Source organism: Empedobacter sp. GD03865 (assembly GCF_029840775.1).
Lineage (GTDB): Bacteria > Bacteroidota > Bacteroidia > Flavobacteriales > Weeksellaceae > Empedobacter > Empedobacter falsenii_B.
In genome coordinates, this window is record NZ_JAOCDF010000027.1 from 14,690 (window position 1) to 36,644 (window position 21,955).

Below are 21,955 nucleotides of genomic sequence, written 5' to 3' on the forward strand. Positions count from 1 at the left end.
ACTATGACTAAATTTAAATCAATCGCACTTATAGCCTTGGCAGGAGTATTTTTACAATCTTGTTCAAATGACGATGATGGGCCAAATAATGATCCTGAAAAAGGAAACTACTCGAAAGGAGTTTTTATTTTGAATGAAGGAGGTTTCAATTCAGCTAACGCAGAAATCACTTATTTTGATCCAACAAAAGATGTAAGTACAACAAATCCTATTCAAGAAATTTTCAAGACTGCGAACGCTGGTGCACAATTGGGTTCTGTAGGACAAAGCATGTATTTCAAAGGAAACAAAGCTTATATTGTTCTTAATGTTTCTAATAAAGTAGAAGTTGTAGACAACACAACTTTCAAAAAAATTAGTACAATTCCATCATCAGATAATATGAGCAACCCTCGTTATATCGTTTCTGATGATCAATTTTTGTATATCTCAAACTGGGGAGATCCTAATGTAACGACAGATGATTTTATTGCAAAATACAAAATCAGTGATTTAACATTTGTAGAAAAATATAAAGTAGATGAAGGTCCAGAAAAAATGATTCTTGACAATAACAAACTTTATGTTGCACAAAAAGGTGGTTGGGGAACAGGTAAAACAGTTACAATTATTGACCTTAAAACAAATGATAAAAAAAGTATAAATGTTGGTGATGTTCCGACAGATTTAACAATTCAAAACGGAAATTTATTTGTGCTTTCTCAAGGTGTTAATTGGGGAACTACTACAAAAGGAAAATTGGTTCGTTATAATTTAACTTCAGAAGATAAATTAGAAATGAATTTTCCTGATGGACAACATCCTAATTTCTTAGTTGCGGAGAATAGTAAATTGTATTACATCGTTAATAATTCTGTTTATTCTATGGCTACAAATGCAACAGCTTTGCCTACAAAAGCAGATTACATAACAGGTGCTGATAGTGTATATGGTTTCTATGTAAAAGGTGATACTTTTTATGTTTTAGACGCAAAAGATTACAATTCTAATGGACGATTATTAATTCAGAATGCACAAGGAGGTCTTAAAAATCCAGCAATTACAACTGGAGTTTCACCAAATTCTGTTTACATCAAATAATATTTCCTGAAAAATCAACATAAAAAAATCTGAAGTTTAGACTTCAGATTTTTTTATGTGTTTTATTTTGAAAATTGTTTGCGAATTAAATACTACGATTGCGAGTAAAATCAAACTATAACCGATCATTTGCATTGGCGAAACGGCTTCTTTGTAATAGAAAATTGCCAAAACAAAATTCATAATTGGATTCAAATAAATTAAAATTCCAACGGTTGAAGAGTCAATTCCTTTTAAAGCAAAATTGTTTAAGAACATTGGAATAATGGTGAACAAAATCACAATCATCATAATACATTGATAGAAAATTGTTTCGGTCGGAATTGGTCCTGAAAAGATGAAAACCAATGGTAACATCAGAATGGCTACAATTAATAATTGTGTCATCAACAAATTGAAACTATCAAAAACATTCAAACTTCTCTGAATTATGATATACAGGGCAAATGTGCACGCAACAATCAAACTATAAACCAAATCTACAAGATGACCTATAGAAAGAACCAAACATGCTAAAAGGCTAATACCAACTGCAATCCATTTTATTTTGGTTAAATGTTCTTTCAGAATAATGAAAGCCAAAACGGTTGTAATAATCGGACAAACCAAGTACGAGAGCGATGCAGCTTGCACACTAATATGATTCATTACGATAATAAACATCAACCAATTCGTCATCAAAATCAATGATCCGCCAACAATTAAACTTCCTAATTTTTTCTGTTTCTTTTTATCAAATGATTTGAACAAATCAAAATCAGCTTTCATCTTATTGCGTCGAAATCCAACATTAATGACCACTAAAAAGAAAACGGAAACGTACAATCTAAAAAATAGAATATCCAAAGGAGGATAACCTGCGATTGGTTTCAATCCGAAACTGAAAAATCCCCACATAAAGTAGGTTATAATGGCTGCAATGATATATTTTGATTGATTCATAAAAGAGGCGTCAATTTGTACAAATGTATCGAATATCCAATTTGGAAATGATTATTTTTGCCTTAAATTTTATAGAAATGGAAAATCTTTTTACAGACGAATATTTTATGAGAATCGCCTTTAATGAAGCGATTACAGCTTTCGAGCGAGACGAAATTCCAGTTGGAGCTGTGATTGTTTGCAACAACAAAATTATCGCGAAAGCACATAATCTAACGGAAACATTGACTGATGTGACCGCTCATGCTGAAATGCAAGCCATTACCTCTGCTGCGAATTATTTAAGCGGAAAATATTTACAAGATTGCACATTGTATGTAACCTTAGAACCTTGTGTGATGTGCGGCGGAGCGTTGTATTGGAGTCAAATCTCAAAAGTAGTTTATGGTGCTTCGGATGAAAAACGTGGTTTTAAAGCAAAAATTGGCGAATTACATCCAAAAACTGAAATTGTTTCGGGAATTATGGAAGAGGAGTGTGGTCAATTGATGAAAGAATTTTTCCAACGCAAGCGTTAAATTGATTTCAAAATCGATAAAACTTCGTCGTAATTTTCTATAAAAGCCATATGTCCACCATCAAATTTGTACAAATGAATGTTAGGCAAATCTGGAATTAAAGTTAAAAATAATTCAGGATTGACTGTTTCATCATTCATTCCAACAATAATATAAATTCCACCTTTGAAATCATACAAAATCGACGAACGATATGGACGCTCTCGCATTCCTTTCAAAGCTGCACAAACCCCTTCAATTGGCGTTTTCAAAGCAATTTCTTTTACAAATTTCAACTCTTCTTTAAATTGATCACGATGATGAGCCGCAAATAAAGTTGGCATACTAAAACTTACCAACGCATTGAAATTTTTTCGAGCAGTTTCACACGCTTTCAACCGTTGATTTTTCTTCGCTTCATCATCTGGCAAAGTCGAAGAATTAATCAAAACAATGTTTTCTACACGTTCTGGAAAAAGATCAGCTAACGCACACGCTACATAACCACCCATCGAATGCCCAACAAAAGTTGCTTTCTCAAGTTTTAATTCATCCAAAACCTCAATCACTTTTTCCGCCATTTCTTCCATCGTATTCACCTCTTGAAAATTTTCAGAATTTCCATGTCCAGGTAAATCTATTGTAATAATTTGTGCTTCTTTCTCAAGATTTTTTCGTAAATTATTCCAAATTAAATGACTCTCTAAGAAACCGTGTAAAAACACCAAGGGTTTACCGTTTCCTGTATTTTTGTAAAACAACATATAGTTTGGTTCAGAATTTGTAATTAACTAAGCCACAAATTTACAATAATGAAAAAATATAGACCCATTATTATCCTCTCAATAGCTATTGGTGCTATTATCATTTATTGTATGACTAGTAATCAAACAATATCAATAGGAGAAACGACCCAAAAAGTAGTCAAAAAAGATTCTTCTATGCAAGAAATTGCTTTTGCTTCTCCAAAGATTATGAATAATTCTGAATTGAAATTAATACAAGGAAAAGGTAAATTTGAAATTGAAAAAGTAGCAAAAGAAGAACAAACATTTAGTTTTAGAAATGATTCTTCTTCATCTGTTTTTATTCAAATAATTCCTCAAGATAAACTAGGAAACATTAGAATTAATCAACTTATCTCTCCAAATAATGAAAAAGATGGTCCTTTTGGACAAGAAATCAATTACGATTTAAACGAAAAAGGTTTGTATCAAATTCGAATTGGCGAAAGTTTGATGCAAGGCGATCCATTTGAAGGAAAATATACCTTGAAATTGCAGTTAAAATAGTTACTTTTACAACAGAATTTTTCTGTTATGAAATGGACTTTTATCGCTTTTATTACATTGATTACGCTTTATAGCTGCGAAGACAAATCTACACCAACCATTTATCCAAGCAAGATTGGAGTTGATTCTGCGTACAAGGATTTGGTAAAAAAAGATAAGCCAACAACAGAAGATGTAATGAAGGAAGAAGTGGTAAAAACAGCTTCTCCTCAGAAGAAAGTTGTGACAAAACCTCAACAAAAAGTTGTATCTAACGCAGATAAAATTATTCCGTTAAGTGCTAATAACACAACCGAAAATCTGGAAGTAAGTTATGCAAAAGCTAAAGCAGAACCAACTAAAATAGCAGGACAAACAAATACATTTACCTTTAATGCAGATTCTGCTAAAAAAGTTTGGATCAAAATTTCTGCGCAAGATTCTACAGCAAATATCAGAATTAATCACATCAAAGGACCTGTGGATTCTATAAAAGGTGGTCCTTTTGGCAAAGAAACCATTTTCGAATTACCTGCTCGTGGTGTGTATCAATTCTCGATTTCTGAGAAACCGACAAACCCAAAACCATACGCTGGAAAATATAAAGTTGAATTGAAATTATTGTGGAAGTAAATTTCTATTTGTAGTAGATTTTGTAGTTGAGTGAATGATTTTTCAAAATATCTTGTTTAATCATTTCACCATTAATTTCATAATATAAATCAACTGGTTGTTTCGTATTAATCAAATCAAAATAGCCATTTCCTTCGGGACAAAAAGGATTTTCGTAAGAAGTTTCTAAACCAATAAAATAGTTTTTGGCTTCGGAAGGTTTAAGTTTTAAATGAATCGGAAAAATATATTTTCCTTGATAATCTTTATCCACTTCAAACCATTTTTCTTCAATCAAACTTTGTTTATCCTCAATCGATTTTAGAATCATTGGTTTGAAATAATAATATTCGTTGCAATAATTTTTCTTTTTCACTTTTGATTCAAACAAAATTTCAATTGCGACAATTTCAATTTCTTTCTCATTTGGAAGTAATAAATTCGAAAATATTTTAAGTCCGAAACTTGTGTTATCCGTTAATCGAACCACTTGTTTAAACTTTGGACGAAATTGTTTGTAATTGGAATAATTCACTACCTCAACTTGATTGAGATTAATCGTATCCAACTTTTGAGCAAAACTCATCACAGAAAGTAAGAAAAGAATTAGAAACTTCATTTTATAAAAATAGAAAAAATTTTCAGTAAATGATTTTCTCAATTCATCCTAAAAAATCAACAATTCGTAAACATATATTTATACAAGTCTTTTGCTAACTATAGTTTTGATAAAAATTAACAACATGAAAACACTTATCAAAATCCTAAAAATCTTCTTTATTGCTCTAATTTCAATAATTACACTTATTTTTTTGTATTTATTTATTAGTAATAAAATTTTCTTAGCTTCTAAAAATGAAACAAATATTGGCTATCTAAAAAATAATAAAACAACAATTGACAGCAACTTTGATTCTCAGATTTTTGATAATAACTTCAACACTTCAAATGTTATTCTATTAGGTGAAATTCATGGTTTTGCTGACAATCAAAAATTAGATGAATTTATGTTTAAATATTTGAATAAGAATCTTGGATTCAACTATTACATTGCCGAAATGGACAGTTTAAATTCTAAAAAATTAAACACATTTCTAAGCTCCGATGTTAAAAATGAAAAATTATTAAAAGAAGTTGTTTTAGCTATTAAAAAAAGAATTCCTCAACAATCAAGTCAAGAGTTACTAAAAAAATGGAACAACTTGTATGATTACAATAAAACATTAAATGATTCATCTAAAATCGTTGTTTTGGGTATTGATACAAACTTTGATGATTCTAACAACAAAATTTCAAGAGATTCTGCAATGATTGAAAATTTTAATCATATCATTTCAAAGAATCATCTACAAAATGAAAAATTCTATGGATTATTTGGTCTTTTTCATACACTTCAAAAAAGTATGAATGATAAAGAAAAACCTTTTGCTGAAAGACTTTTAGACAATAAATATAACGTAACAAGCATCGTAAGTTATACATTGGACAGTGAAATGTATTTACCTAAAAATGATCAATTTCCTACTCCAGAAAATGAAAAAATAAACTGGGTAAATGCTGATGGACCGATGATGTTAATAAAAGGTATTCTTGATTTTAAAGAACTTGCAAAGTCTAATTCCATTTCAATTTTTAATCTTAATGCGAAAAATTCACCATACAAATCTTCTCAAAATTTAATTCAAATAAAGTCAAGATTATTTGGAGAAAACTTTACACCAAAAGAAAATTTAAAAACAACTGATTATTTTCAATATATTGCAATACTCCGAAATTCTGAAGCGTTAACTCCAATTCAATAAAAAAAACGGAATCTTATAGATTCCGTTTTTTTATTTTCCATTTATCGATTAAATCAAGTTCAAAACTTGTTCTAAATCTTCTAATAAGTCATCTATATCTTCGATACCAACAGACAAACGAATTAGATCATCTGTAATACCAATTTCAGCACGTTTTTCAGCTGGAATAGATGCGTGTGTCATCGTAGCTGGATGATTTGCTAACGATTCAACTCCTCCTAATGATTCAGCTAAAGTGAAGACTTTTAAGTTTTCTAAAATTTTGAAAGCATCTTCTTTTTTCCCAGAAGTCAACGTAAACGTTACCATTCCTCCGAAATCTTTCATTTGCTTTTTCGCAATTTCGTGTTGTGGATGATTTTCTAAACCTGGATAATACGTATGCGCAACTTTAGGATGAGCTTCTAAAAATTGTGCGATTTTCATTCCATTTGAACAATGACGATCCATACGAACAGCCAATGTTTTGATTCCACGTAAAACTAAGTAAGAATCTTGTGGTCCTAAAATTCCTCCTGTTGCAAATAAATTGAAGTGAACATCTATTGCCAATTGTTCAGAGTTTACCACAATTGCTCCAGCAACTAAATCTGAGTGACCTCCTAAATATTTTGTTGCTGAATGCATCACAATATCTGCTCCCAACTCAATTGGTCGTTGTAAATATGGCGACGCAAATGTATTATCAACAGCGACTAAAATATCAGATTTTTTTGCTTTTGCAGCATCATTTACCGCTTTGATATCAACCACTTTCATCAATGGATTTGTAGGTGTTTCAACCCAAACCATTTTTGTATTATCATTAATTAAAGCAACAACAGCCTCAACATTTGTCATGTCTACAAAATGGAATTTCAATCCGAATTTTTCATAAACACGTGTAAACAAACGGTAAGAACCTCCATATAAATCGTCCATCGCGATGATTTCATCACCTGGTTTAAATAATTTTAATACACCATCGATTGCTGCCAAACCAGAACCAAATGCAAAACCTGCAACTCCACCTTCGATAGATGCTAATGCATTTTCTAAAGCAGTTCTTGTTGGATTTGCACCACGAGAATATTCGTATCCTTTGTAATCTCCTGGTGATCTTTGCGCGAATGTTGATGTTTGGTAAATTGGAGTCATTACGGCTCCTGTAGAAGGGTCATGTTGTTGACCTCCATGTATAGCTTTTGTATTGAATTTCATTGTAAATGCTTTTAACTATAGCAAATATATGGAGTTTTATTTATTCTTTGTTTTAAAGATTTGTTAGAATTTATTTCGGGAGATTAACTAAACAATTCGTGTAAAACTTGTAATGATTTTGGCTTCTTAAAATTATTGGTGTGAATTTGATAGTACTTCACTAGAATTTCGAGTAAAAGAGAACGTTGCGATTGGTTGAATGTATTTTTTGAATCTTCGGAAAAGTGTAATTCTAACAATTTTTTGAACAAAACAGTTTCATCTGCTTTCAACATATTGATAGATGAATTCGAATTTGTGAAAAATCCATTTTCTAAATCGAATAGATTTCCATCAATTTCTAAGTTGGGATAAAAACCAAGAAAATGTGATAATTGAATTAAAAAAATCAAATGAAAATCTGCAAAATCATCTTTTTTTTGATCAAATTCTTTTAACGAATGTTCAATGTAAAAATATAATTCTGGATTATCTGATTCTTCTTTTAGAACTAAGTTTAGGATTTCAGCTAAGAAAAAAACAATCGCCGATTTGATGGGATGAAAATGCAACGATTCATAATAATGCGACGTCTGAGCTGATTTTAAGAAAACCAATTGTTGTTCATTTGATTTCGGTTGAAAGCTCAAATCTATTTCTGCTAGCGGAAAATACAACGAAGTATTTCGCTTTTTTTTGGAGAAAACTCCTTTTGCTATAAATGATTTTAAGCCAAAATCTTGTGTATAACAACGAATAATTAAACTCGTGTCACCATATTTTAAGCTTGAAAGTACAATGGCTTTGGTTTCTAAAATTTTCATTAACGGACAACTGCAATTTTTAATGTTTTGGTTTCTGTACCATCAGCATTTGTCATCAAAACTAAGTAAATTCCAGAAGCTACTGGCTTTCCTTTTGCATTATTTGTGTTCCATTCTACAATTCCTCCTTCTGCTTTTTTCTCAAAAAGTAAATTTCCAACAATATCTGTAATCTTAACCAACGCACGATTTGGAAGATTTTTTATCGTGACATTCCCCTTATATTCTGGACGATAAGGATTAGGATAAGCAATTGCATTGTTAAAATTATTCGCTTCTGTCGATACATCTCCGTTATACGAAACCACACCTTTTTCCGTTGCAAAATATACTTTTCCTGTCGATTCATCAATCGAAACATCGTACACAACATCCGAAGGTAAAGGTGAATTTTTAGACGTAAAATGCAATTTCGTCGATTCTCCACTATCCGAAACATAATAAACTCCTGCTCCATTTGTTGCAATCCATTTATTATTTGCGTTATCTACTTTTATAGCATAAATTCCAACATCGGTTAACAACGCTTCCGGAATTCCATCTTGAATAATGACAACAGGCTCGGCAATTATATTATTAGAACTTACAGCATTATCAGCTCCGTACAAAACCACTAAACCTTGTTGAGTTCCTATCCACAAGTTGTTTGATCTATCATTTGCAACTGTCAAAACGTTATTAATAGGCAACTTGTTTGAAGTTGTTAAAGTTGTTACTATTTGATAATTTTTATCTAATACAGCAACCCCTCCTCCTTCTCTACCACTTGGATAATAGGTATAAATATCAGAAAAATCAGGAGTTAGAGCCACTATTGCAGAGGCTTTATCAACAGAAATATTATTCCACGTCCCATTAGCATTACGTTCTAAGTAATAAACCGAATTATAATCAGGAGATTTTCCATCTGGAAATGAAGCACCAATATGTAAGTTTCCTAATTTATCATAGGCTAATCCAGAAATTCTAGAACTAGGGAACTGATTACTAATAATTCGATCAGGTTTATAATTATTTACAAACTCGAATTTAGTTGGATCAAATTCTAATAAATCTGTTCGCCCATTTACATCGCGTCCATACTTATTGAATGATGAAACTATAAATGTATTATTATTTTTATCTGGATGAGGAGCGATTCTTAAAACATCTCGAATATCAAAAATATCTTTTGAACGAAAATTGTTCCATTGTTTTACATTATAATAATAGAAACCATCACTATTATCTAAAACATTTCCATAACCTAGAGTTCCTCCTGGAGCAATCCAGACTTTTCCATTTTTTGTTGTTACAGACCAAGCTTTATTATTGAAAGGTCCATCGGGATAAAATTCTTTATGATTAGATAAATTAATAATTCCATGATTTACTGAACCTCCAAAATAAATATTGTTAATAAAAATTCCTGAATTGAAATTTATTTCATTTCCATCTTCATCAATTAAAGGGTAATTATCTCCTTTGAAAACAGAAATTTGATTATTCTGAGTAATAATTAATTTACCATTCGACGATTTTAACTCTTTAATCAAATTAAAAGGAGTAGAAGTTCCTCTTAATGATTTTAATTCATTGTTTACCGAATAATAAATCTCATTTTCAAATAATTCTATATTTGTAACATTTTGACCAACAATTTCTTCTTTCCAAATTTTTCTATTTGTAAAATCTGGATTATTCAAATTCTTATCCGATAATTCGCTCGAATAGATTCCTTTATCTGTTGCAATATAAAGAGTTGTTCCGTTAATTGCAGCATCATTTACAACAGCTGTATTTGTAAGCGTTGTTTCTTTAAATTCTTCTTCTTTTAAGTCGAAAGAAACAATTCCAAAAGCTCCAGAAATAAACGCAATTCCATCATTTATAAAAATATGATTGACTTTTTTATCACCCGAAAAACCATTCCATTTGATATCCAAAACCATTGTCGATTCTCCAGATTTCAATAAATCTAAACCTCCATTTTCATACCCAACTAAAAACGAATCCGAATCTATATCATAAGCCATTGCAGAAACCCCAACATTGTTCAAAAAATTGGTTTTATTTAGTTTAATCCAATCACTTGTTGGATTTTGAGGATTGAACAAGAAAATTCCGTTTTCAGTTCCACAATAAATCACACCATTTACTTCTTCCAACAATTTCACATTATTGTAAGAAAAAAGATCAGCCCAACGCACTTTATCATTTTGAGCGTTTAAACTTGTGAAAATCATGGTGATGAAAATGAACAATTTTGTCTTCATAATGCACAAAAATACTGTAATTTATAACAAAATAACTTGCTAAAAATTGTATTACTTGTTACAATAAATCATAAAATTTGCCTGGAAGCGTCGAAATTATTTGCTTTAATTCCAAATCTAATAAGGTTGGCATCAATTCGTAGGATTTCAAATTTAAGTCAAAAGACATTTTATCAATATGTTGCTTTCCATTGGTTTTGAGATAATTTACAATTAAATTTTCATCATCAGAAAACTCAATAAACAAATCTATTTGTTTTGGTTTCTTCTTCGAATTGAAATTAAAATAGTCAATAATATCTTTCGAATTTTCGACCAAATAAGCTTGATGAGATTTTATCAAATAATTACACCCAATACTCAACGCATCGGTTGATTTTCCTGGCAAAGCAAACACTTCACGATTATATTCATTTGCAAACTTTGCGGTCACCAAACTTCCTCCTTTAAAAGCAGATTCTACCACAATTGTAATATCCGATAAGCCTGCAATAATCCGATTTCGTTGCAAAAAAGCTTCTGGAACGACAGCTTTAAAACTTGGTTGTTCTGTAATCCAACCACCTTTTTGTAACATCTCAACTGCAACTTTTTTGTGAGCAGCAGGATAAATTCGTTCAAAATTTGTTCCCATTACCGACCACGTCGCCACATTATCTTTGAGCGCATTTGTATGCGCTTCGATATCGCAACCATACGCTAATCCGCTTACAATCGTCACATCAAAATCTGCTAAACCTTCGATTAATTCAGTAATAAAATTTCGTCCATAATTAGTCATTTTTCGCGTACCTACAATCGAAATCTTTTTGTTATTGAATTGATTAAATTCTAAATTTCCTTTGCAAAAAATCACCAAAGGTGCATCAATACATTCTTTTAACAATTGTGGATAAACTTCATCATAAAAAGTTAAAATATTGATTTGATTATTTTTACAATATTCTATTTCGTTAAAAGCTAAATCTAACCATTTTTTATTCCCAAAATCTTTGCTTATTTGCTGTCCAATTCCCGAAATTTGCATCAAATCTTTTGGTTTACAATTCCAAGCAGCCGCTGCCGAACCAAAAAATTGAATAATTTTTCGTGCCGTGATATCGCCAATTCCTTTCTGGAAAGAAAGTGCTAAAATATATGGTAAATCGGTTTTCATTTTGTTAAATTATTAATATTAAACCAACTAAATAGAATTTTAAGTATTTATTTTTTGCTAAATCTAAAAAAAATGTTAATTTCGTAGTATGAGGTTAGAAGAGCATATTAGTCAATTATTATTTCAGCACGATTGTGTAATCGTTCCAAACTTTGGTGCGTTTATCTCAAACACTGCTAATGTGGCGTTTGACGAGAAAACAAACACATTTATTTCGCCAAGAAAAGAGCTTTCTTTCAATACAACTTTAACAAAAAGTGATGGTGTTTTGGTGAATAAAATTGTAGAAGATGAGCCGATGTCTTTTGAAAATGCGCAAACATTTTTGAATGAACAAGTTTATTTTTGGCAAGAACATTTGAAAAATGGAAAAGTTTTAACCTTACAAAATATCGGATCATTACAATTTAATGACGCTGGAAAAATTGACTTCAAACCAGAAAATGCTCAAAATTATTTCATCGCCGCTTACGGTCTTTCAAATTTACAAGCCAATTACATTTTAGATTCGTCTAAAACTAAAACCTCTAACAAACACATGTCAAAATTTTTAGCCGCAGCCTCATTAATTCCCATTATTGTTGGTGGCTTCCTATATTTTAATACGCCGCAACCCGTGCAAGAATTCGTAACGGAGCAATGGAGCGGTTTGGTTTTACCAATGATTGGTAAAGATGACGCAACCAAAACTGAAAAACCTACAGTGCAATACGATGTGTATAATATGCCACAAACGATTGCTGAGCCTTCTTTAGTTGAATATCAGATTGCCGAAACGGTAACGAAAACAGATACAATTGAAACGCCTAAAAAAGTTGAAATTACAGTTGTAAAGGAAACAAAACTGAATGAGACTGAAAAGGAAATTACCGCAATTGTAAAGGAAAAACCTTCGACAAAAGAAGTTGTAAAAACAGAAACGAAAAAATTAACGAAAGTTGAAGCTCCTAAAACAGCTGAAAAGAAAGTTGAAGACAAAAAAGAAATTGCAACTAAAACAACTGTAAAATCTAACAATAAAAAATATCAAGTAATTGCGGCTTCGTTAAAACGTCAAGAAGATGCTGATCGTTTGGTTGGAGAATTGAAAAAACAAGGTTACAAAGATGCTGGAGTTTCTTATGTAAAAGGTCGCTATTATTATGTTACATATAGCAGCTTCAATAACATAGAAGATGCGCAAAAATATATGAATGATGTAAATAAAAAGTCTCCTGGAACTTGGGTTAGAACTGAAAATTAAATCATTTTTTAATACAAAATAAATCGAAATAAGCTGCCTTTTGGGCAGCTTATTTCTTTGTTAGAATGAATATGAAAACTACTTCCAGCCTCCGCCTAAACTTTTGTAAATAGCGACAACTGTACTTAATTGTTTTTCTTTTGTTTCGATTAATTCCATTTTTGCATCCAATAAATCACGTTGAGTTGTTAACACTTCCAAATAATCTGCACGATTATTTTTGAACAATTGATTCGCAATATCAATAGATTCTACAAGTGCTTTCGCTTGTTTGTCTTTGTAAGAATAACTTTGTTCTAAATTATTAATCTTCGACATTTGATTTGACACTTCTAAATAAGCATTTAAAATTGTTTTATCATATTCGTACAACGCTTGTATTTGATGAGCATTTGCTGTATTAAACTCCGCTTTTATCGCACTTTTATTAATTAAAGGCGCAGCTAATTCTCCTGCCAATGAGTATAGAATTGACTCTGGCATTTTTACCAAATAAGAAGGTTTGAAAGCATTTAATCCTAAAGCCGCAGAAATATTAAGCGACGGATAAAACTCTGCACGAGCCACTTTTACATCCAATGCAGAAGCTTTCAATTCTAGTTCTGCTTGCTTGATATCAGGACGATTCGATAATAATTCAGACGGAATTCCTGCATGCATTGTTTGCGGAATCAAATCCATAAAAGACGAACCATCACGTTTTATCGTTTGCGGATATCTTCCCAATAAAGCATTAATCCTATTCTCGGTTTCCGTAATATCTTGTTTAATATTAAACTCTTCGCTTTCTGATTTTAATAATTCTGCTTCAAATTTCTTCACCGCTAATTCAGTTTCACGCGCTGCTTCCTTTTGAATTTTAACTACACGAAGTGATTCTTTCTGTAACTCAATATTTCGATGAATTAACTCCAATTGACTATCTAAAGACAATAATTCATAATAAGACGACGCGATCTCTGAAATTAAATTTGTCAAAACAAAATTCTTTCCTTCTACCGTTGATAAATATCGCGCAATCGAAGCATCTTTCGAATTACGTAATTTTTTCCAAATATCAACTTCCCAATCAGCGCTCAATCCAATCGCATAATCCATCAAAGGATCAGGCATTTCTTTCCCGGGTTTTATCTCAGTCGAAGCATCACCAGCACCTTGACTTGTATAACGACCAACTTTCTCAACTCCAATTCCTGCATTTGCTGAAACAGTTGGCGATAATTTTCCGTTTTTGTACAACACTTCATTTTTAGAAATCTCAATTTCTTGAAGTGTAATCATCAATTCTTGGTTATTTTTTAACGCTTCTTCAATCAAAACGACCAAATTTGGATCAGTAAAAAATTGTTTCCAAGGCGTTAACCCAGAACTTGGTGTATTATCATTTTGAACATTCTGATAAGCTTCTGGAATTTTTGGTGCTTGATGATTTTCAATCTCTTTGCTTACCGCAGGAGCTTTACAGCTCCAAATCATTGTTCCAAAAAGACTTATTGCAATTATATTTTTTAAATTATTTTTATTCATCTTCCGTGATTTCTTCTGTTAAAGGATTTTCATCTTCGTATTTCACCAATTGCATTTTATCCGCCAAAGCGCCAAACGCAACATACAAACCAGGCACAATAAACAACCCGAAAATAGTTCCGAACAACATTCCGCCTGCAGCAGCAGTACCAATTGTTCTATTTCCTACTGCTCCCGGACCAGAAGCAATAACCAACGGAATAAGACCTGCAATAAACGCAAATGATGTCATCAAAATTGGACGGAAACGAACACCCGCACCTTCAATCGCTGATTTTACAATTGATAAACCTTCGTTATGTTTTTGTACTGCAAACTCAATAATCAACACCGCATTTTTACCGAGAAGTCCAATCAACATCACCATTGCAACTTGTGCATAAATGTTATTCTCTAATCCTAATAATTTCAAGAAGAAAAATGCTCCGAAAATCCCTGTTGGTAATGAAATAATAACTGGTAAAGGCAAAATAAAACTTTCGTATTGTGCTGCTAAAATCATGTAAACGAAAATTAAACAGATGACAAAAATTATGACCGCTTCATTTCCACGAGAAACCTCATCTTTCGATATTCCTGCCCAATCAATTCCAAAACCACGAGGCAAAGTATTCTTAGCTACTTCATTAATCGCTGCAATCGCTTGTCCACTACTATAACCAGAAGCTGGCGTACCACTAATTTCTGCTGCATTATACATATTGTGACGCGTAATTTCTGATAAACCATATACTTTTTCAATTTTCATGAAAGCTGAATATGGAACCATTTCACCTTGATCATTTTTCACATACAATTTCAATAAATCTTCCGGTAGCGCACGATATTCTGGCGAAGCTTGTACCATCACTTTATAAGGTCGGTCAAATTTGATGAAACTTGTTTCGTAATTAGAACCAACTAATGTTGATAAATTATCCATCGCATTTTCGATCGAAACTCCTTTTTGTTCGGCAATATCATTATCAATTTTCAAGACATATTGAGGAAAGGAAGCACTATAAAATGTGAATACAGAGCTCAATTCTGGACGACGAGTTAATTCTTTTACAAAATCACGGCTCACTTCTTCCATTTTATGATAATCTCCACTACCCGCTTTATCCAATAATCTCAACTCGAAACCTCCTGCAGCTCCATATCCAGGAACAGATGGTGGTTGAAAATATTCGATATTCGCACCATTAATATTTCCAGCTTTTTCTTCTAATTCTTTGATGATTTCTTCCGCAGACTTAGAACGTTCGTCCCAACTTTTCAAGTTAATTAAACAAGTTCCAGAGTTTGCTCCTGTACCTTCTGTCAAAATCTCATAACCAGCCAAAGATGAAACTGATGAAACGCCATCAATTCCTTCCGCTATTTTTTGTAATTTTTGAGAAACTTCATTCGTTCTTTCTAACGTAGAACCTGGAGGTGTTTGAATAATTGCATAAAACATTCCTTGGTCTTCGTTTGGAATAAATCCAGAAGGCAAACTATTATTCAAAAAGAAAACTCCAGCGCAAAATGCAAGTAAAATTCCGAATGTAACAGTTCGTTTGTTAACTGTTTTGGTTAAAACTTTTTCGTATTTAAAAGAACCTTTGTTGAACAAATTATTAAACTTCAACAAAAATTTATTTAGCATCGTTTTCTTTCTTGGTTGATTATGATTATTTTTCAAAATCATTGCACACAAAGCTGGTGTAAGCGTTAAGGCAACAATTCCTGATAAAATAATTGATGTTGCCATCGTAATCGAAAATTGACGATAAAAAATTCCAACTGGACCAGACATAAACGCAACTGGAATAAAAACAGCTGCCATTACAAATGTGATTGCTATAATTGCTCCACTAATTTCGCGCATCGCTTCTTCCGTCGCTCGTAAAGGCGAGAGATTTTTCTCTTCCATCTTGGCGTGGACAGCCTCTATCACCACAATCGCATCATCGACGACAACTCCAATCGCCATAACTAAGGCAAATAATGAAATCAAGTTTAATGTAATTCCAAAGAAACTCATCAACGCAAAAGTTCCGATCAAAGAAACAGGAACCGCCAACGCAGGAATCAATGTAGAACGCCAATCTCCTAAGAATAAAAATACCACAATACCAACTAAAACGAAAGCTTCAAAAAGTGTGTGTACCACTTTTTCCATCGAAGCATCTAAGAATTTCGAAACATCATATGAAATCTCGTAATCCATTCCTTTTGGCAAATTATTTTCTTTCAAATCTGCCATCAATGCTTTGATGTTTTTGATGACTTCACTCGCATTACTTCCGTACGATTGTTTTATCACAATTGCGGCAGAAGGTTTTCCGTTCAACGTTGAATAAATATCATACATCGAACTTCCAAATTCTATATTAGCAACATCTTTTAAACGTAAGATTTCTCCATCAGGATTTGCTCTTAAAATGATATTTCCATATTGCTCTTTTGTGTTATATCGACCTGAATATTTTAACACATATTCGAATGTTTCTGAACGTTTTCCTGAACTTTCCCCTGTTTTCCCTGGCGAAGCTTCAATACTTTGTTCATCCAACGCTTTCATCACATCATCCGCAGAAATATTATAGGCTTGCATTCTATCTGGTTTTAACCAAACACGCATTGCATATTCTCGGTTTCCTAAAATATCTGCATCTCCAACTCCATTAATACGTTTCAACTCAGATAAAATATTGATATCTGCATAATTATATAAAAATTGTTGATCAGCTTTTGGATCATTACTGTACAAGTTAATGTACATCAACATGTTTGATTCTTCGCGTGTGATTTTCACACCTTCGCGAACTACCAAAGGCGGAAGTTTATTGACAACTGAAGAAACTCGGTTTTGCACATTTACAGCTGCAATATTGGGATCAGTTCCTAAATCAAATATCACTTGAATAGACGCTTCACCGTCATTACCAGCATCAGATGTAATATATTTCATTCCAGGAACACCATTTAGCGCACGTTCTAATGGAATTACAACCGACTTGATCAATAATTCGTTATTCGCACCGGGATATTCCGCTGTAATATTCACCTTTGGAGGCGAAATTGATGGGAATTGCGTTACAGGTAATTTGACTAATGATAGAATTCCTAAAAAAACTATAATCAACGAAATGACAATCGAAAGAACGGGTCTTCGAATAAATTTATCAAACATAACTTTGATTTTTTTAGATTAGTTTGATTTTAATTTTAACGATGAAAGAACTTTTCTAGGTGCAATAAATTTCGTTTTGATTTTATCATCATCTTTCACTTTCTGAACACCCTCTAACAAAATATTATCTTTCTCTGAAAGTCCGCTTTCTACCACATAAACATCAGGCATTTCTAAACCAATCGTGATATTTCTCGATTTGACAACACCATTTTTATCTACTACAAAAACATAGGTTTTATCTTGAATTTCGTAGGTTGCTTTTTGTGGAATTAATAAAGCATCATGTAACGGAACTGTCATTTTTACTTTCCCTGTTTCACCATTTCTTAACAGATGATTTGGATTTGCAAAACGTGCACGAAACGCAATATTTCCTGTTTCGTTGTTAAATTCTCCTTCTATCGTTTCTACCAAACCTTTTTCTGGTAAAGGTTTATTATTCGCCATAATCAACGAAACTTGTTTATTCGCTCTATCTTGAATATTTGTTTGATAATCTAAATATTCAGGTTCAGAAACGTTGAAATAAGCAAACATTGATGAGTTATCAGATAAATTTGTTAATAACATTCCTTCGTCAATCAAGCTTCCCAATTTCATAGGAATTCTATCAATAACACCAGAAAATGGTGCACGAATATCTGTAAATGATAAATGTAATTGAGCCAATTGCATTTCTGCTTTCGATTTTTCTAATCGTGCTTGCGCAATGGCTTTTTCGTTCTTAGAAACGACATTATTATCAGCCAAAGTTGCTGAATTTTGTAATTCAATTTGTGCCTCTTTTACCTCAGCTTTCGATTTTAAATATTCGGCTTGATACATCGAAGGCATAATGCGAAACAACAATTGACCAGCTTGTACATGTTGACCTTCATCCACAAAAACTTTTTGCAAATAACCTTTTTCTTGCGCACGAATTTCGATGTTTCGTACCGATTGAATTTGGGCTACATAATCCTTATCTACAATCGTATCCATTTTGATTGGCGTTGTGATTGGATAATCTTTCACTTCTTCTTTTTCCTGTTTTTTTGATGAACAACTTGTTGTCAACAATACAGTACTTAGAGCTACAAATAATGCGACTCTTTTCATAATTCTTCTAACTATTAAATGTAAAATTTGATGAAATGGATTTCTTGGCAGAAGTAGTTTTACCAAAAAATATTACATACAAAAATTGGTTAACATTCAGCTATTCATGAACTGAACACTAATTTTTGGTGTAATTTTAAAAATTTAAGAAATCAATCAAATTCTGATTGTACGTAACAAAATGTACTTACAACTCGAAAATTTGATGGTTTTATTGTAGAAGATGTGTTTCTTTCTTAAACCTTGAATTATAAAGTTTAAAACCAGAACAACACTTAATAGTTTGATACAAGTTTCTAAATCGATTTTGTTTGATGTCTGAAAATCATCATCAATCGTTTCGATACTTGGATTAAATTCTTGAAATTGATTTGAATTTGAAGTTTTAGAAAATTTAGTTTCAACAATTTTACTTGCGTGATAAATATGTGTATTATCGTTAACAACTGTCTGCGAAGTTAAATTTCCTTGAAAATGTTGAGTACCCGCAAACACTTTAGTTTCCGCAAAAAATAGCAGAAATAAAGCAGACAGCAAGTATGTGATAAACATTTTCATAATTCTGTTCAAATGTAAGACTTGAAATAATACAATAATCTATATTAACATTTTTTAACTATAAAATTTTATTGATTTAATAAAAAACTCAATTACAAATACTTAACACAACGATAATAACTGTTTCAAAACTCGAATATTTTGTTGAAATTTGCACCCAACAAACAAAAGTTTATGGCGAAAGCAAAAACAGCAAAAGAGTCGTTAGCAGTAATGACAAACTTGGTTTTACCGAATGAAACCAACAACTTAGGAAACATGTTCGGAGGCGAATTATTGGCTTCTATGGACAGAATTTCTTCTATTTCTGCGAAAATGCATGGTGGAAGTTTTTTGGTTGTAACAGCAAGTGTCAATCACGTTGCGTTTAACATTCCGATTCCGATGGGAAGTACAGTGAAGTTAGAATCTAAAGTAACTCGCGCATTCAAATCATCGATGGAAGTGTATGTTGATGTCTATGTTTACGATTACGAAAATTGTGTTTATAACCAAACAAATAGCGGTATTTATACATTTGTAGCCGTTGATAATGATAATAAACCTGTTCAAGTCCCTGAATTAATTCCAGAATCTGAACAAGAAATCGAGCGTTATGAAGCTGCTTTGCGTCGTAAACAATTAAGTTTGATTTTAGCTGGAAGAATGAATCCTGCTGATGCACACGAATTAAAATCGTTGTTTTTTGCAGAGTAAATCTTTTTTTACAATATCATCTAAATCGTTGAATTTTAATTAAATAAATTCAACGATTTTTTATGTTTTAAATTTTTCATTAACTTTATCTTATTCTAAAACAAAACAATATGAGTATTTCTGATTTAAAATTGGAACTAATTCTTCAAATTTCAAATCTGAATGATAAAGTGAAATTAGAAGAAATTTTAGAATTATTGAAATTTCAAACCGAAAGTTCTATTTATGAAGTTTCTGAAGAAGAAGAACTTGCTATAAAAGAAGCTAAAAATCAGATTTCGAGTAACAATGTTTTGTCAAATTCTGTTGTTAACGAAGAAATGAATGAATGGTTGAAAAAATAATTTGGACAACTCAAGCAAAAAATGAATTATTCGACATTCTTGATTATTGGAAAAATCGAAATAAATCAACTATTTATAGTCAAAAACTTTTTCAATTAATTCAAAATCAAATCAATCTAATTATCTTATTTCCTGAAATTGGAAGAAAAACAAATTTTGAAGATGTTAGAGTCAAAATTATTAAAGAATATCTTCTATTTTATGAAGTAAAAGATTCAAATCTCTATATTTTAACGATAAAAAGTTCAAAACAAAAGCCGAATAAATTCAGAATAAAATAAAAAAGTCGAAACAATGTTTCGACTTTTTTATTGATATAATTTTTTAACCTTTTCCAGCTAAACGATCCACCACATATTCTATTTGTGTTTTCCCGTGTGGTTTTGGTTTTCCTTCTGCATCTAAATTTACCATCGTAATTCGATCGACTGTAATAATGGTTTCATGCGTCATTTTGTTACGTACTTCGCATTGTAAAACCAATGAAGTTGTTCCAAATTTCACCACTTCAATTCCAATTTCTACAATATCACCTTCACGAGCCGAAGCCATAAAGTTGATTTCCGACATATATTTGGTCACAACATGCGAATTTTCTAATTGCACAATGCTATACAACGCCGCTTCTTCATCAATCCAAGCCAAAAGCTTTCCTCCAAAAAGTGTTTTGTTTGGGTTAAGATCTTCTGGTTTTACCCATTTACGAGTGTGAAATTTCATAGTTTTCTATTTTAAGTTCTTGCTTATTTTCTGTTGCCAAATGATTCGCATCCGAAATAAACTTGACTAAATTTACAGCATATTTTCCATCTAACAAAGATTCATTATGACGGATTAACGCGTCAGAAATTTCGGCAATGGCGTTAGGATGAAAATTCTTTTGTTCAGTAGAAATTTTGTTTGAACAACACACATTTTTTAAATCAGAATAAATCATTTGATTAAGATATTGATCTCCAATCTTTATTGTTCCTTTTTCAGCAATAAGCGTGATATTACTTTCGAAATTTTTATTGAAAACTGACGTTGTATAAATCATATGTCCGATTGCTCCATCGGCAGTAAAATCAACACAACCCGAATCATCAAATTCTGTCACTTCTTGATGCGTAAAATTGAAACTTTTTGAATTTGTACAAATTACCTCATCAAACCAAAAATTCATGATATCAACAAAATGCGAAAATTGAGTAAATAAAACACCTCCATCCATTTCTTGGTTTCCGTGCCATTCACGCAACTTGTAATAATTCTTGTTACGATTCCAATAGCAATTAATATTCACCATGAAAATTTTCCCTAATGAATTATTATCTATCAAATTCTTTACATATTGCACAACTGGAGAAAAACGAAGCTGCATCGACGTAAAAACTCTAAGTTTCTTTTCGTCAGCAACTTTCAGTATTTCAGTAATATCTTCTACAGTTAATGCAATTGGTTTTTCAATCAAAACATTTTTTCCCGCTTTTAAACAACGAATCGCATGTTCGCGGTGCAAACCATTTGGCGTAGCAATCACAACAACATCAGTTTCTTGATCTTCGTTCAGAAAACTTTCAAGTGTTGAATAACCTTTGAAAGGTAAATCTTCTGGTAAATTGAAATCAATCACCGAAATTAATTGCGCATTTTCCGTTTCTTCTATCGCTTGTTGATGTACACGTCCAATATGACCGTAGCCTAAAATGGAAAAATTCTTCATTGA

At 31.8% G+C, this 21,955-nt stretch carries 22 protein-coding genes; 9 read left to right on the forward strand and 13 right to left on the reverse strand.

Annotated elements, in window-relative coordinates; genetic code table 11:
* Positions 1–3: 3 nt before the first annotated feature.
* Entirely contained in the window at positions 4–1,080 is a 1,077-nt protein-coding gene (locus N5D46_RS10585; protein WP_280049930.1) for a DUF5074 domain-containing protein, read from the forward strand.
* Positions 1,081–1,116: 36 nt separating this feature from the next.
* On the opposite strand, the gene N5D46_RS10590 is transcribed toward N5D46_RS10585, so the two are convergent.
* Complete coding sequence (locus N5D46_RS10590; RefSeq protein ID WP_114998128.1) at positions 1,117–2,022, reverse strand: EamA family transporter; 906 nt, start codon at positions 2,020–2,022, stop codon at positions 1,117–1,119.
* Between the two features lie 77 nt (positions 2,023–2,099).
* Between N5D46_RS10590 and N5D46_RS10595 the strand changes: the two genes are divergently transcribed.
* On the forward strand, positions 2,100–2,540 hold the full coding sequence (locus N5D46_RS10595) for a nucleoside deaminase (RefSeq protein WP_280049931.1): 441 nt from the start codon (positions 2,100–2,102) through the stop codon (positions 2,538–2,540).
* Here N5D46_RS10595 and N5D46_RS10600 read toward each other — a convergent pair.
* The gene (locus N5D46_RS10600) at positions 2,537–3,283 is read right to left on the reverse strand and encodes an alpha/beta hydrolase (protein ID WP_280049932.1); all 747 of its coding nucleotides are present in this window, start codon (positions 3,281–3,283) and stop codon (positions 2,537–2,539) included. The two genes, N5D46_RS10595 and N5D46_RS10600, sit on opposite strands and share 4 nt — an antisense overlap.
* A 48-nt stretch (positions 3,284–3,331) precedes the next feature.
* On the opposite strand from N5D46_RS10600, the gene N5D46_RS10605 reads away from it, so the two are divergent.
* Entirely contained in the window at positions 3,332–3,811 is a 480-nt protein-coding gene (locus tag N5D46_RS10605) for a hypothetical protein (RefSeq protein ID WP_280049933.1), read from the forward strand.
* Between the two features lie 27 nt (positions 3,812–3,838).
* The gene (locus N5D46_RS10610) at positions 3,839–4,423 is read left to right on the forward strand and encodes a hypothetical protein (RefSeq protein WP_280049934.1); all 585 of its coding nucleotides are present in this window, start codon (positions 3,839–3,841) and stop codon (positions 4,421–4,423) included.
* Positions 4,424–4,427: 4 nt separating this feature from the next.
* Here the strand turns inward: N5D46_RS10610 and N5D46_RS10615 are convergent, their stop codons facing one another.
* Positions 4,428–5,021, reverse strand: coding sequence for a hypothetical protein (locus N5D46_RS10615; protein ID WP_280037324.1), 594 nt, complete (start codon positions 5,019–5,021; stop codon positions 4,428–4,430).
* A 124-nt stretch (positions 5,022–5,145) separates the two neighbouring features.
* Here N5D46_RS10615 and N5D46_RS10620 point away from each other — a divergent pair, with 124 nt between their 5' ends.
* The gene (locus N5D46_RS10620) at positions 5,146–6,204 is read left to right on the forward strand and encodes a hypothetical protein (protein ID WP_219034053.1); all 1,059 of its coding nucleotides are present in this window, start codon (positions 5,146–5,148) and stop codon (positions 6,202–6,204) included.
* Between the two features lie 48 nt (positions 6,205–6,252).
* Here the strand turns inward: N5D46_RS10620 and N5D46_RS10625 are convergent, their stop codons facing one another.
* The 4 genes from N5D46_RS10625 to dprA form a co-directional block, all read right to left on the reverse strand.
* Positions 6,253–7,404, reverse strand: a complete 1,152-nt coding sequence (locus N5D46_RS10625) for a cystathionine gamma-synthase (protein ID WP_280049935.1) — start codon at positions 7,402–7,404, stop codon at positions 6,253–6,255.
* An 83-nt stretch (positions 7,405–7,487) separates the two neighbouring features.
* Positions 7,488–8,207, reverse strand: a complete 720-nt coding sequence (recO, locus tag N5D46_RS10630; protein WP_038336765.1) for a DNA repair protein RecO — start codon at positions 8,205–8,207, stop codon at positions 7,488–7,490.
* On the reverse strand, positions 8,207–10,462 hold the full coding sequence (locus N5D46_RS10635) for a two-component regulator propeller domain-containing protein (protein WP_280049937.1): 2,256 nt from the start codon (positions 10,460–10,462) through the stop codon (positions 8,207–8,209). Before N5D46_RS10635 ends, recO begins: the two co-directional genes overlap by 1 nt.
* 58 nt (positions 10,463–10,520) lie before the next feature.
* On the reverse strand, positions 10,521–11,618 hold the full coding sequence (gene dprA / locus N5D46_RS10640; RefSeq protein WP_280049938.1) for a DNA-processing protein DprA: 1,098 nt from the start codon (positions 11,616–11,618) through the stop codon (positions 10,521–10,523).
* Positions 11,619–11,706: 88 nt separating this feature from the next.
* Here dprA and N5D46_RS10645 point away from each other — a divergent pair, with 88 nt between their 5' ends.
* Complete coding sequence (locus N5D46_RS10645; protein ID WP_280049939.1) at positions 11,707–12,861, forward strand: SPOR domain-containing protein; 1,155 nt, start codon at positions 11,707–11,709, stop codon at positions 12,859–12,861.
* Between the two features lie 78 nt (positions 12,862–12,939).
* On the opposite strand, the gene N5D46_RS10650 is transcribed toward N5D46_RS10645, so the two are convergent.
* From N5D46_RS10650 to N5D46_RS10665, 4 genes are all read right to left on the reverse strand, one after another.
* Positions 12,940–14,388, reverse strand: coding sequence for a TolC family protein (locus N5D46_RS10650; RefSeq protein ID WP_280049940.1), 1,449 nt, complete (start codon positions 14,386–14,388; stop codon positions 12,940–12,942).
* On the reverse strand, positions 14,381–17,548 hold the full coding sequence (locus tag N5D46_RS10655) for an efflux RND transporter permease subunit (RefSeq protein WP_280049941.1): 3,168 nt from the start codon (positions 17,546–17,548) through the stop codon (positions 14,381–14,383). The genes N5D46_RS10650 and N5D46_RS10655 overlap by 8 nt, the downstream gene beginning before the upstream one ends.
* 18 nt (positions 17,549–17,566) lie before the next feature.
* The gene (locus N5D46_RS10660; RefSeq protein ID WP_219034048.1) at positions 17,567–18,649 is read right to left on the reverse strand and encodes an efflux RND transporter periplasmic adaptor subunit; all 1,083 of its coding nucleotides are present in this window, start codon (positions 18,647–18,649) and stop codon (positions 17,567–17,569) included.
* Positions 18,650–18,805: 156 nt separating this feature from the next.
* Positions 18,806–19,201: a hypothetical protein gene (locus N5D46_RS10665; protein WP_180905720.1), complete on the reverse strand. Its 396-nt coding sequence runs from the start codon at positions 19,199–19,201 to the stop codon at positions 18,806–18,808.
* A 180-nt stretch (positions 19,202–19,381) separates the two neighbouring features.
* On the opposite strand from N5D46_RS10665, the gene N5D46_RS10670 reads away from it, so the two are divergent.
* The 3 genes from N5D46_RS10670 (at position 19,382) to N5D46_RS10680 (ending at position 20,528) form a co-directional block, all read left to right on the forward strand.
* On the forward strand, positions 19,382–19,903 hold the full coding sequence (locus N5D46_RS10670; RefSeq protein WP_280049942.1) for an acyl-CoA thioesterase: 522 nt from the start codon (positions 19,382–19,384) through the stop codon (positions 19,901–19,903).
* A gap of 110 nt (positions 19,904–20,013) precedes the next feature.
* On the forward strand, positions 20,014–20,247 hold the full coding sequence (locus tag N5D46_RS10675; RefSeq protein ID WP_038336755.1) for a hypothetical protein: 234 nt from the start codon (positions 20,014–20,016) through the stop codon (positions 20,245–20,247).
* Positions 20,232–20,528, forward strand: a complete 297-nt coding sequence (locus tag N5D46_RS10680) for a type II toxin-antitoxin system RelE/ParE family toxin (protein ID WP_280049943.1) — start codon at positions 20,232–20,234, stop codon at positions 20,526–20,528. The genes N5D46_RS10675 and N5D46_RS10680 overlap by 16 nt, the downstream gene beginning before the upstream one ends.
* 43 nt (positions 20,529–20,571) lie before the next feature.
* Here the strand turns inward: N5D46_RS10680 and N5D46_RS10685 are convergent, their stop codons facing one another.
* On the reverse strand, positions 20,572–20,967 hold the full coding sequence (locus N5D46_RS10685) for a hotdog domain-containing protein (protein WP_038336752.1): 396 nt from the start codon (positions 20,965–20,967) through the stop codon (positions 20,572–20,574).
* Positions 20,948–21,952, reverse strand: coding sequence for a Gfo/Idh/MocA family oxidoreductase (locus tag N5D46_RS10690; RefSeq protein ID WP_219034045.1), 1,005 nt, complete (start codon positions 21,950–21,952; stop codon positions 20,948–20,950). Before N5D46_RS10690 ends, N5D46_RS10685 begins: the two co-directional genes overlap by 20 nt.
* Between the last annotated feature and the right edge of the window lie 3 nt (positions 21,953–21,955).